The sequence below is a fragment of the Pseudomonas sp. CFBP13508 genome (assembly GCF_005233515.1).
Classification (GTDB): Bacteria; Pseudomonadota; Gammaproteobacteria; order Pseudomonadales; family Pseudomonadaceae; genus Aquipseudomonas; species Aquipseudomonas mercuritolerans.
The window spans coordinates 308,297-321,942 of the sequence record NZ_QFZZ01000001.1; the positions used below are offsets into that span (position 1 = coordinate 308,297).

The window sequence follows — 13,646 nt, forward strand, 5'->3', positions numbered from 1 at the left end:
TCTGCTGCACACTTCATTGACAAAGGAGTGACCATGATCGCTATCCCATCCAATCCGCCGTCGACGGCATCTTCATCCTCGTCACGCACGACCGACGCGCCGGCCCCGAAACCGCTGAAGGCAACACAGAGCCTTCACGGTGATTTCCTCGAAAAGTCGATCCCCACCTGGCTGACTGACGTGACGGCGCAACGACGCCAGGCGTTCAAGGACGCCCCTGCGGCGATGCCGGCGTGGTATCAGGATGCGACGCCTGCCCAGCGCGCAGCCTTGAATGACAGCTACAAGGCCAGCGTGCAGGCGCAAAACATGCTCGATAAAAGCATGTCGAGGTTTGAGCAGGCCGAAGTGTTTGCCAGACCCTTGCTGATCAAGGCATTGAAGGACGAATATCAGCTGCAAGTGGACATCGACAAAACCTTGTTGTGCCTGCGACGCCCGATAGAGGTGGGCATTCAGGCCACAGAGCTGGCGTCCTTCGAAATTCTCAAGCTGTCGCTGCTGGAGGCGGCACTGCACAACTTCGAAGCCAGCGAGTGTGAGGAGGGGGCTTATCACCACACCTCGGGATTCATGGTGGCGACCGATACTGCGGAGACTTTCGAGTCCGTTAGTGTCGCGCTGACGGTCAGCCAGTTCATGTCGCTGTGCCGTCGCCTGGATATCGGCAAGCAATACCAGGACTATCTGCAGGAATTTTTTCACCCGGCCGATGTGGTGGTGCAGGGCGTGCTTCGCGAGCGGTTCATCGCGAGTCAGAAGGCAACCATGCGCGCAGCCGCAGAGCAGGCGTTATTGCAGAAGGATATAGAACCGGCGGACTACACCATGATCCGGTCGGTCATCGATGGCGAGATGAATCCCTGGATGGGCAACCGACAGGTATGGTTCAAGGACCTGGGCCTGATGAGAAAACGTCTGACTGGCTGTGTGGTGTTCGTGATCAGCGAAAAATACCGCTACAGCGATGAATTGATCGTTTACATCCCTCACGACCCGCAGCACCCGTTCAAACGCTACAACCACCAGCAAATGCGTGAGGAGTTCAAACGCTTGCTGACTGCGCGCGATGAACCGCTCGCTGGCGGGGCTCAACCGACGCCTTATCAGCGGTTCCTCAGTCAATTTCTGCCCGTTGATCAGCGGCCCGATTATTTCAGTCAGTTCACCCGAAAGGCTGCTGACTCACCGAAGGATGCCTGGTCGACATTGCGCTCTCCATGGGTCGCGTTCATTCAGGCAATCAGCGGTACTTCAGTGTTCACCCGGATCAAGCAACTTCCTCCCGAGCGCGGGGTGAAGATGGAGCCGGAGCCCGATCCCTACATTGCGCCTTCGGCGGTCGGACGCAGAGGGCATGGCCTTTGGGCGGCCAATGAAGATCTCTGGCTCTATCTCTTTACCCAGAACCGCGCCAAGGTACTGGCCGACGCCCGCAGCCATGCGGTACCCAGCGACGACGTCGAGGTCAAGGCGCGCGACGCCAGGCTGGCGCACCTGCTGCAGATCGGTCTGCTTGGTTTGAACATGGTGTCGATGTTCGTTCCGGTGCTGGGCGAAGTGATGATGGTGGTGATGGCCGGCCAGCTGATGTACGAAACACTGGAGGGCGCGATCGAATGGAGCGAAGGCGACCGGCGTGCGGCCAGGGATCATTTGATCGACGTGGCGGAAAATCTGGCGCAGATCGCGGTGATGGCGGGGGTAGGCGCCGGGGTGCGGAAATTCTCCAGCGCCAAAGCCGTGCCAGTGATTGAACAGCTGGAACCGGTGCAGTTGCCTAGCGGCAACACCCGCCTTTGGAAACCCGATCTTGGCGCGTATGAGTCAACGATAGCTTTGCCGGACAGCCCCGGTCCGAATCCGCAGGGGCAACATGTACTGGACGGCAAGACCTACATTCGTCAGGCCGGCAAGGTTTACGAGCAGTACTACGATTCATCGCTCGGCAAGTGGCGCCTCCGCCACCCGAACGATCCCGATGCCTGGCAGCCGGTGCTCGAGAGCAATGGTTACGGTGCCTGGCGATCCACGCTTGAGCGCCCGCTGGAGTGGGACCGCCTGACCCTGTTGCGACGCATGGGGCATGCAACCGAAGTGTTTTCCGACGCAGAACTGCTCAGGGCTGCCGATATCAGTGGCGTCAGTGACGGCGCCTTGCGCAAGATGCACCTCGACCACGCGCCGCCACCACCGGAGCTGGCGCAGGCGATGCGCCTGTTGAAAGCGGATGCAGATGCGGCATTGGTCGTGGAGCAGTTGCGTGGGGAACGCCCCATCGATGAGCTCTACCTGTATACCTTGCCGCTGATCACCGAAATGCCGTTGTGGCCGCAAAACCGGGTGCTTGAAGTGTTCGATGGCGAGTCATTGTCCGGCAGTTCCGTAAGGTATGGTGCTGCGCGGCGCTTTCGTGACGTGGGTGTCAAGCCGCCAATCAGGACTTCTCGGGCCGACATCCTTGGCGGAAAACTGCCCGCGCATATTCTTGCATCGCTCGAAGAAGCGGAAATCAATCGCTTGCTCGGCAAGCTGGTCGCACGTACGCCCGAGGCAAGGCTTCAGGAATTCAACAAGCGAATTGCCAATTACGCCAACACCCGTCAATCGGCGATATTCGAAAGCATCTACAAGGGCACCGACCCCATCGCCCCCGAGGTCGCCGGTTTGCAAAAGGAATGTCCCGGGCTGGGCGAGTCGGCAGCACAAGCCGTGCTGACGCATGCCCATGCCGGTGAGTTGCAGGCGCTGCGGTCGGGCCAGCGAGCACCGCTGCGCCTGCTGGAAGAAGCGCGCTGGTATGCGCGTCAAACCCGTCGAGTCACCGCGTATGCCGGTCTGCGCAGCGAAAATGTCGCTTCGGCGGACAGTCGGCGTCTGGCATTGCACACGCTTCAGCAGTTGCCGGGTTGGCCTGACAACCTCCGTATCGAGGTTCGCGAGGATCATGATGCTGGCACGCTGCTTGACAGCATCGGCAGTGAAACAGCCAGCGAGAAAAAATACCTGATAAAAAAAGGTGCTCAGTTTCAGGCATTCAACGAGCGCGGTGAGGCACTCAACAGCCTGCCCGAACACGGCGACAATTTTTACCCATCGATCATGCACGCCCTGCCTGACGAGGCGCGCCGCAGCCTCGGTGTGCCAGCGGTCGGGCAGTCGGTCCAGCTGCGGGAAAAGATCATCCGCCACGCCGATCTGCACCAGGCCGAGGCGCCTGCGCTGCTGGAACCCCAGGTCAAATGGATCAAGCCGCCCGTTCGCGTCAGCGATACTCTGATTGGTTATCCTGCCAGCGGACGTGGCCCTGGATTGTCACCGAACCTGATAGCACGCACGCGTGATATTTATCCGCAGCTGACAAATGAACAGGCGCGCGGCTATCTCCTTGAACAGTATCGGGCGGGAAATGACGACAGAGACATTTTCCAGTTGCTGCTGTCGCGTCGACAGGAATGGGCGCAGCTTGAAGCGACGCTGGATGAGTGGTCGGGACTAACGAGAGTACCGGCTTGGGCCCGTTCCGAGTGGAACTATAAAGTACGTACCGCACAGGCGCTCAAGGACTGTTGGCGCAACGCACCGATCGCCGCCCATCTGCCCGGCGCCGATCAGCTTCATCTTGTCCTGTACGACCCGCTGCCAGCTCTGACAGCAAATTTTGATCACGTACGAGAACTTTCCATCGCTGGGGATGGCATCACGGACACCGATGCCGACGCGTTCCTGGAGCGGTTTGGCCGTCTCGAAAAGCTCTCGCTGGGCGAGCGTGGCAGTCTGTTTGGCAGTTATATGGGGCGCGAACAGTCATTGACGACATTGCCTCTGGCCGTCACTCGCATGCCGAGCCTGAAAAACCTCAAGTTCAGAACCACAGCGGCTGCGCTGGCGGCTGATCTGCCGACAAGATTGCGCATGCTGACTGCTGTAGAAGAGCTTCATCTTGATCTTTCGAGGGGCACCGGCGTCACGGCGAATCTTGACCTCACACCGCTCAGGCGATTGAGGAAACTCAGGATCGATGCGCCGGGAATGGTCCAATGGCCCGATTTTGTACAGGAGCTGCCTGAGCTGGAGCGCCTTGATCTGACGCAGACGGCCATCTCGTCCATTCCACAAGCACTCTACACAGGGCATGAGAAGTTGTGGGCGGGGCTGTCGCTCGACTGGTCGAATTTCGCGCATGAAAATTTCAAGCCCGCCTACGAGTACGTCAAAAATTACCGGGGCGTGTGGGGACATCTGCTGGATCTGGACCTGATGGTCCGCCAGTACTGCGCCGGCGAGCTGGAATTCCTGACTGGACGGCGCGGAAATATCAATCGCTTGCCTGAGCGCATCATGAGTCTGTGGAATACACCCGAGACCCGGCTCAAGGCTGTCGAGCTGCTGCGCCTGGAGCACGCCGGGATTTTCCGGCAGCTTTACCTTCCGACGACGTCCGATGGATTGCGCACCGCTACGCTTGCTCCGGTCTGGGAAACGTTGCCGAACCTTGCAGTGGTGCGTGAACTTGAGCACAACTGGGCGGCTGCCGTGCGCGAACGTTATGGCCTGCGCAGAGAAGCGCAGGTCCCCACTCCAGGGAATCCGAACGGGGTCGCCCCGCTGGAAAGTGGCGAAGTGTTCAAGTTATTCGATGATGGACACTTTGGCGACGAGCCATCCATAAGCGAGCTTCCGTCATTGCCGGCCGGTACGTTTTCTCATGTGAAAACCGTTTCCCTTGATCATCTGAACGTGCCTGCGGCACAGATGCGCGCGTTTCTTCAAGCATTCAGCGGTGCGCGTACGGTAGAAATCACAGGCTGCAATTTGACTGAGGTGCCGTTCAGCCCGAGCGACTTTGCGCAATTGACTCGACTGGATCTGTCACACAACCTGATCGGCACCACGCCAGAAGTCCAAAGCCAAATTGATGCACTTTATAAACTCGATTTCTTGGATTTGCGCGAAAACCAGCTGACTGATCTGAATGTCGCGGCTCTGAAGAAGCTTGAACTTCTGGACCTCAGTTCCAATCGTCTCCAGGCATGGCCGGCGGGTGCCGAAACGCTGCCAAGGTTGCAATGGCTTGATCTGCGCGAAAACCCAATCAGTACGTTACCTGAGCATGTGCTTGCCGATGACAGGGTGATGCTCAACACCAACCTGACGCAAAGCTCATTGAGTGCCGAAGGTGCGGCAGCCCTGAAAACTGCGCAGCGGCGTATCGAGACCGCAATCGGCTTGCCTGATGACACCCTCAAACAGTTTGAAATTTACCCCAGTGGCCCTCGAAGCGTGGGCGACGCGCGCGTACCGAGAACTGCACTGGCATTTGCGCACGAATTTCTGTTGCCGCTGCGTCCTCTGGCACCTGTCGCCGAAGGTGCCGCAGACATTGCAAGTCGCTTACAGGACGTCAATCCGCTTCTTTCTACAGAACAAGCGCAGCAATGTCTGGCGCGATTGCGCAGCGAGGGACTGAGCGATGCACAAATCGACGCCCGTCTGACCGTCTGGCGAGACAGCGACGAGGCCCTGACGCGTGAGTTGAACGGCTGGATCTTTACTCGGGCGATACCATGGAACAGAGGGGATAAATCCAAGCACCGATCGTTTCTGGCGATGAAGGTCAGAGATTGCTGGGCTGAGGGTCTGACACGCCATAGCGAACACTCAGGATCCACACTTGATCTCACGGGGTTGAACACCGGAGATCTGCCGCGGCTGTCGAAAGTGTTTTCCCCAGTCAGAACGCTGAATCTCACCGGCGTGGAATTTTCGGCACAAAGCTTCAACGAATTCTGTGCCGCTTTCCCTGAAGTCACCACCCTGGTACTCAACGGCAACGCCCTTGATACGCTGCCAGACGCCGTTGGCGGTCTGAGCGGGCTCGAGCGGCTGGAGCTGAGCGGGAATAAACTGGCCACCGGGGAGTCCCTGTACACCCAGGCGGGTGGAAATCGCCTGCGCTGGCTGGACCTCAGCCACAATCAACTGGAGGAGTTCAGTGCCAGCGCCTTCAGTCGGCTCGAAACCCTCAAGCTTGACCACAATGGCCTCGATTCCTGGCCGGACGGCGTGCTCGAACTGCCGCATCTGCGCGCACTCGATCTGACGGGCAACAACATCAGCGTGTTCCCGGACAGGCTCTTGGACGGTAGTCACAGGGAACTGGTCGCTGGCACGGTTCTGTCGGAAAACACCTTGACACTCAACAGCCTGCGACAACTGCGCGATTACAGCGCCGCCAATGCAAATCGTGACGTCATGGGCTATTCGCGGGCGCATCTCGATCGGGAGATTGACCTGCGCTTACGCGGAGCCGACAGTGAACCCGGCTCCGGCTCGGATGGCGACAGCGATGACAGTGACGGCTTCGGAGGCGGTGGTGTTGGCGGACGTGTGGATGTGCACGCACAGGTCGAGGCCATTGAGGCCATCGCTAACCCAGCGCAAAATGTCGCCGCGCCAGCCATGGAGACCTGGCTGACATTCACCCCGGCTGATGTACGTGCCGCCCGGCAGGCTTTGTGGGCGCAATTGGCCAGGCAGGCCAATCATGATGCGTTCTTTCATCTGCTCTCGACCTTGCCTGACACCCTCGAATTCAGATTGTCGGGGGCCGATCTCACCCATCGGGTCTGGCAAGTCATTCAGGCTGCCACGGAAAACGCCGAATTGCGCGAGCAGTTGTTTGTCAACGCCGAAACCCACGACACATGCCTTGATGGGCGGATCCTGTCGTTCAGCGAACTGGAAGCCCGCGTCTATGAATACAACACCCTGCGCGATATCCCGCAGCATCGCCCCGAGCAACGCGGCAGAGCCTTGCTCAATCTGACCCGCCGCCTGTTTCGCCTGGAGAGAGTTGACCGACTCGCTGAAGCTGCTGCGATAAACCAAGACCGTGCGGAGGTCCGACTGCAATACCGGATCGGCATGACCAGCGGCTGGCCGGATGGCCTGGAACTGCCGGGACAGCCGGCGCATATGCTGTACGGCACGCCTATTCGTGGGCAGGTATTGATCAACGCTCGCGCCTCGGTGCTTGCCGACGAGGCGTCGCCAGCGTTCCTGGAGGAGCTGATTTCACGCGACTATTGGGTCCGTTACCTGGAAGATCGCCACAGCGAGGTGTTCGAGGCGTTGAAACTCGAAGAATCGAGGCGACATGGTGCGGTAGAGGACGCCTATCCTGACCTGTCGAGCCCCGAGTATCTGGATGCCATGGGGGTGCTTGAGGTCGAGTTGCCGGCGACGCGTATGGAAAAGCTCAAAGAACTGTCCCGCACAGAGCTTGAGAGTCTTTCGTCGCCAGGTAGCGGCGCGCCGCAGCCACGCCCGTCGTCACCGCAGCCCGGCCCTTCGAGCCGCCCGTGAACGGATGAATGACCGTGCCCGAGAGCAAGATGCTCCCGGGCATGGTGCGGCTCAGCTGTCGTAACCCAGATTCGGCGCCAGCCAACGCTCGGTCACGCTCAGATCCTGACCTTTGCGCGCGGTGTAGCTCTGCACCTGATCCTTGTCGATCTTGCCCACGGCAAAGTACTGCGCCTGCGGATGGGCGAAGTACCAGCCGCTGACCGCTGCGGCGGGGAACATTGCGTAGTGCTCGGTGAGGAATACGCCACTGCGCCCGGCGCGCATTTCGGCAGCCTCTGGATCGAGCAGTGTGAACAGCGCGGCTTTCTCGGTGTGATCCGGGCAGGCCGGGTAGCCGGGCGCGGGGCGGATGCCACGGTATTGCTCTTTGATCAGCGCATCGTTGTCGAGGGTTTCGTCCTTGGCATAACCCCAGTGCTCTTTGCGCACTTGCTGGTGCAGCCATTCGGCGCAGGCCTCGGCCAAGCGGTCGGCGAGAGCCTTGACCATGATCGAGTTGTAGTCGTCGCCAGCGTCCTGATAAGCCTTGGCGACTTCTTCGGCGCCGATGCCAGCGGTGGTAATAAAGCCGCCGACATAGTCGGTCACTTCGCTGTCCTTCGGCGCCACGAAGTCGGCGAGGCAGAAGTTCGGCTTGCCGTCAGTCTTGATGATCTGCTGACGCAGGTGATGCAGCCTGGCTAGCGGCTTGCCGTTATCGTCGTACAGCTCGATGTCGTCTTCGTTGACCTGATTGGCCGGCCAGAAACCGAACACCGCACGGGCGCTGATCAGTTTTTCATCGATCAGCTTGGTGAGCATTTCCCGGGCGTCCTTGTACAGCGCAGTGGCGGCTTCACCGACCACTTCGTCTTCGAGGATGCGCGGGAACTTGCCGGCCAGGTCCCAGGAAATGAAGAACGGTGTCCAGTCGATGTATTCGGCCAGTACCTTCAAATCGATGTTGTCGAGCACCTTGCTGCCGGTGAAGGTCGGTTTCACTGGCTGGTAATTGGCCCAGTCGAACTGCGGCTTCTTCGCGATCGCGGCGGCGTAGCTCAGGCGTTCGGTGCGGGCGCTGCGATTGGACGTGCGTTCGCGCACGTCGATGTATTCAAGACGGGTCTTCTCGACGAAACCGGCTTTCAATTCCTTGGACAGCAACTGCGTCGCCACGCCCACGGCGCGTGAGGCGTCAGTCACGTAGACCACGGCATCGTTGCTGTACTTGGGCTCGATCTTCACGGCGGTGTGCGCTTTCGACGTCGTCGCGCCACCGATCATCAGTGGCAGGTGAAAGTCCTGACGCTGCATTTCACGGGCGACGTGGACCATCTCGTCCAGCGACGGTGTAATCAGGCCGGAAAGGCCGATGATGTCGCACTTTTCTTCTTTGGCGACCTGCAGGATCTTTTCGGCCGGAACCATCACGCCTAAGTCGACAATGTCATAGCCGTTGCAACCGAGCACCACGCCGACGATGTTCTTGCCGATGTCGTGCACGTCGCCCTTGACCGTGGCCATGAGGATCTTGCCCTTGGCTTCCGGCTTGTCGCCTTTCTCCAGTTCGATGAACGGGATCAAGTGCGCCACGGCCTGCTTCATTACCCGCGCGGATTTCACCACCTGCGGGAGGAACATTTTGCCGGCGCCGAACAGGTCGCCGACGATGTTCATGCCGGACATCAGCGGGCCTTCGATCACTTCGATCGGCCGCGCAAACGACTGGCGGGATTCTTCGGTGTCTTCAACGATGTGCGTGGTGATGCCCTTGACCAGTGCGTGTTCCAGACGCTTGTTGACGTCCCAGTTACGCCACTCTTCGGTCTCGGCTTCCTTGACGCTACCGTCGCCCTTGTACTTGTCGGCAATGGCGAGGAGGGCGTCGGTGCCGTCCGGGGTGCGGTTGAGGATCACGTCTTCGACGGCGTCGCGCAGCTCGACCGGGATCTGATCGTAGATCTCCAACTGGCCAGCGTTGACGATGCCCATGGTCAGCCCGGCGCGGATCGCGTAGAGCAGGAACACCGAGTGAATCGCCTCACGCACCGGGTTGTTGCCACGGAACGAGAACGACACGTTGGACACGCCGCCGGAGCTCAGCGCGTACGGCAGCTCATCGCGGATATAGGCGCAGGCATTGATGAAGTCGACGGCGTAGTTGTTGTGCTCTTCGATGCCGGTGGCGACGGCGAAAATGTTCGGGTCGAAAATGATGTCTTCCGGTGGGAAGCCGACTTCGTTGACCAGAATGTCGTAGGAGCGCTTGCAGATCTCTTTTTTGCGCGCTTCGGTGTCGGCCTGCCCAGCTTCGTCGAAGGCCATCACCACCACGGCGGCGCCGTAGCGTTTGCACAGTTTGGCGTGATGGATGAACTGCTCGACGCCTTCTTTCATGCTGATCGAGTTGACGATGCCCTTGCCCTGAATGCACTTGAGGCCGGCTTCGATGACCTCCCATTTCGACGAGTCGATCATGATCGGCACGCGCGAGATATCCGGTTCGCCGGCGATCAGATTGAGGAAGGTGACCATGGCCTTCTTCGAATCGAGCATGCCCTCGTCCATGTTGATGTCGATGATCTGCGCGCCGGCCTCGACCTGCTGCAGAGCGACTTCGAGGGCTTCGGTGTAATTGTCTTCGCGGATCAGGCGGGCGAATTTTGCCGAACCGGTGATGTTGGTGCGCTCGCCAACGTTGACGAACAGCGAGCTGCGATCGATGGTGAACGGCTCCAGACCCGAGAGGCGGCAGGCCTTGGGAATGTCCGGAATCTGACGTGGCGCGTAACCGGCCACGGCTTTGGCGATGGCTTCGATGTGGCCCGGCGTGGTACCGCAGCAACCGCCGACGATGTTGAGGAAACCGCTCTGGGCGAATTCCTCGATGACTTTGGCGGTTTGCGACGGCAGTTCGTCGTACTCGCCGAATTCATTCGGCAGACCGGCGTTCGGGTGCGCGGAAACGTGGGTACTGGCCTTGTTCGACAGCTCTTCCAGGTACGGGCGCAGTTCGCTGGCGCCGAGGGCGCAGTTGAGGCCAACGGAAATCGGCTTGGCGTGGGCCACCGAGTTCCAGAACGCTTCGGTGGTCTGGCCGGACAGGGTACGACCGGAGGCGTCGGTGATGGTCCCGGAAATCATGATCGGCAGTTCGATGTGCAGCTCCTCGAACACGCCCTGCACGGCAAAGATCGCCGCTTTGGCGTTGAGGGTGTCGAAGATCGTTTCGATCAGGATCAGATCGGCGCCGCCCTCGATCAGGCCTTTGGTGGCTTCGGTGTAGTTTTCCACCAGCTCATCGAAGGTCACGTTGCGGTAGCCGGGGTTGTTGACGTCGGGCGACAGCGAGCAGGTACGGCTGGTCGGGCCAAGCACGCCGGCAACGAAGCGTGGCTTGGCCGGGTTTTCGGCGGTCTTGGCGTCGGCAATCTTGCGCGCCAGACGTGCGCCTTCTACGTTTAACTCGTACGCCAGCTCTTCCATGCCGTAATCGGCCATGGAAATGCGCGTGGCGTTGAAAGTGTTGGTTTCGAGAATGTCGGCGCCGGCGTCCAGATAGGCTTTTTCGATGCCGCCGATCACGTCCGGACGGGTGATCACCAGCAGGTCGTTGTTGCCCTTGACGTCGCTTGGCCAGTCCGCGAAGCGTTTGCCGCGATAATCCTGCTCTTCGAGCTTGTAGCTCTGGATCATCGTGCCCATCCCGCCGTCGAGAATCAGGATGCGCTCTTTGAGGGCTTGCTTGAGAGCTTGAAGGCGGACGCTGCGATCGGACATGTGGACTACTCGAAAAGACCATTACGAAGGAGCGAGATCATAGCAAACCTGTGCGCTTTTAGAGCATGTGCAGCTTTTGCATGAATATCGCTCATGTTGGTACGGACGTCATAACGGTAGAATCGCAGCCTTTTTTTACCACCAGGATCAGCAGCATGCCTTACCGCTTCATCAGTTTATGGTTGCTGGTCCTGAGTGGGAGCGTCGCGGCGCAAGATCCCGCTGTTTCTTCTTCTATCTCCTATAGCCGAGATATCCAGCCGATCTTCACCGAGAAATGCGTGGCCTGCCATGCCTGTTATGACTCGGCGTGCCAATTGAATCTGGGCAGCGGCGAAGGCGCCGCCCGTGGCGCGAGCAAGATGCCGGTGTACGACGGCGAACGCACCCAGGCCGCACCAACCACGCGCTTGTTTTACGACGCCTTCGGCAAGCGCGCCTGGCAGCAGAAGGATTTCTATTCGGTGCTCGACGCGCAGGGCAGTCAGGCTGCGCTGATGGCACGGATGCTCGAACTTGGCCACAAGACGCCGCTGACGCCCAATGCCAAGCTGCCCGAAGACATTGTGCTGGGTCTCAATCGCAACAATCTTTGCGCAATGCCTGCCGAGTTCGACGGCTACGCCGGTGCGCACCCGAAAGAGGGTATGCCGCTGGCGGTCACCGGCCTGACCGATCAGCAATATCAGACGTTGCAACGCTGGCTGGCGTCCGGCGCGCCAATTGACGAGCAGAGCCTGGCGCCGAGTGCGCAAGAGGCGCTGCAGATCACGCAGTGGGAAAACCTGCTCAACGCTCCCGGCGCGCGGCAAAGTCTGGTCGGGCGCTGGCTGTTCGAGCATTGGTATCTGGCGCACATCTACTTCAAGGGCGGCGAGCCGGGGCATTACTTCCAGTGGGTGCGTTCGCGCACGCCGAGCGGCCAACCGATCGACCTGATCGCCACTCGCCGCCCCAACGACGACCCCGGCACGCAGGTGTATTACCGCTTGTGGCCGGTGCAGGGGGTGATCGTGCACAAGACGCACATCACCTACCCGCTGAGCGCGGCGAAAATGGCCCGGATCAAAAGCCTGTTCTACAGCGGCAACTGGCAGGTCAATGCGCTGCCGGGTTACGGGCCGCAGAGCCGTGCCAATCCGTTTGCCACCTTCGAGGCGATTCCGGCGCAGGCGCGCTATCAGTTCATGCTCGATAACGCTGAATACTTCGTCCGCACCTTTATTCGCGGGCCGGTGTGCCGTGGGCAGATCGCGACCGACGTGATCCGCGACAACTTCTGGGCGCTATTCCAGGCGCCGGAACATGACCTCTATATCACCGACCCGAACTACCGCGGTCAGGCCACGCCGCTGCTGGCGATGCCGGGGCAGAACGACGATGTCGGCAGCGTGCTGAGCCTGTGGCGCAACTATCGCGACAAGCGCAACGAATACGAAGCCCTGCGCCGCGACAGCTACGCCGATCTGCCGGCGCCGAGCTGGTCGACGCTGTGGGCCGGCAACGACAACGCCTTGCTGAGCATTTTCCGCCACTTCGACAGTGCTTCGGTGACCAAGGGTTTGATCGGTGAGGTGCCGCAGACGATGTGGCTGTTCGACTATCCACTGCTCGAGCGCACCTATTATCAGCTCGCGGTCAACTTCGACGTGTTCGGCAACGTCTCCCATCAGGCGCAGACCCGCCTGTATTTCGACCTGATCCGCAACGGCGCCGAGCAGAATTTCCTGCGCCTGATGCCCGCCGACTCGCGCGAGGATTACCTCAACGATTGGTACCAGGACGGCGGCCAGTTCAAGATGTGGCTCGATTACGAGGCGATCGACGACGACAAACCGACCGCGCTGAAACTCGACGAAAAAGACCCGAAACACGATTTCGCCATGCAGTTGCTGGCGCGCTACGGCGATCTGAATGCACGACCGGACCCGATCAACCGCTGCGACGGTGCTTATTGCTCACGGCCCAACATCGATCCGGCCCTGCAGAACGCCGAGCAGGCCTTGAGCCGTCTGGCCTCGCGACCGGCAGCGGGGCTCAAGGTTATCGACCAGTTGCCCGAAGCGACCTTGCTGCGTGTCGAAACCGCCGGTGGCAAGCGCGAGGTCTACAGCCTGCTGCGCAACCGCGCCCACAGCAACGTGGCGTTTTTGCTCGGTGAGTCGCGGCGCTATCAGCCAGGGCTTGACACCCTGACGATCTATCCGGGCGTGCTCAGCAGTTACCCGAACTTCATGTTCAACGTACCGGCCGAGCAGGTGCCGGCGTTTGTCGATGCGATGGAAAACGCCAGGGATGCCAGTCGGTTCGAAAAGATCGTCGAGCGCTGGGGCATTCGGCGCAGTCACCCGCAGTTCTGGCTGTATTTCCACGATCTGAGCCAATACATCCACGAAACCGACCCGGTGGAAGAGGGCGTGCTGGATATGAACCGGTACGAGAATCTGTGACCAGGCAAGAGCAGGCTGCGAGCCTTGAGCTGTGGGCTGCGTTGCCGCTGAGGATTGTTCATGTTG

At 60.0% G+C, this 13,646-nt stretch carries 3 protein-coding genes; 2 read left to right on the forward strand and 1 reads right to left on the reverse strand.

The features are described from left to right. Positions 1–33 precede the first annotated feature (33 nt). Entirely contained in the window at positions 34–7,368 is a 7,335-nt protein-coding gene (locus tag PspCFBP13508_RS01445) for a DUF6543 domain-containing protein (RefSeq protein ID WP_137213432.1), read from the forward strand. Positions 7,369–7,419: 51 nt separating this feature from the next. Here the strand turns inward: PspCFBP13508_RS01445 and metH are convergent, their stop codons facing one another. Beyond that, on the reverse strand, positions 7,420–11,130 hold the full coding sequence (metH, locus tag PspCFBP13508_RS01450) for a methionine synthase (RefSeq protein ID WP_137213433.1): 3,711 nt from the start codon (positions 11,128–11,130) through the stop codon (positions 7,420–7,422). A 155-nt stretch (positions 11,131–11,285) separates the two neighbouring features. Between metH and PspCFBP13508_RS01455 the strand changes: the two genes are divergently transcribed. Next, positions 11,286–13,580 carry a fatty acid cis/trans isomerase gene (locus tag PspCFBP13508_RS01455; protein ID WP_137213434.1) on the forward strand — a complete coding sequence of 765 codons (2,295 nt, stop codon included), beginning with the start codon at positions 11,286–11,288 and terminating at the stop codon, positions 13,578–13,580. Positions 13,581–13,646: the final 66 nt, after the last annotated feature.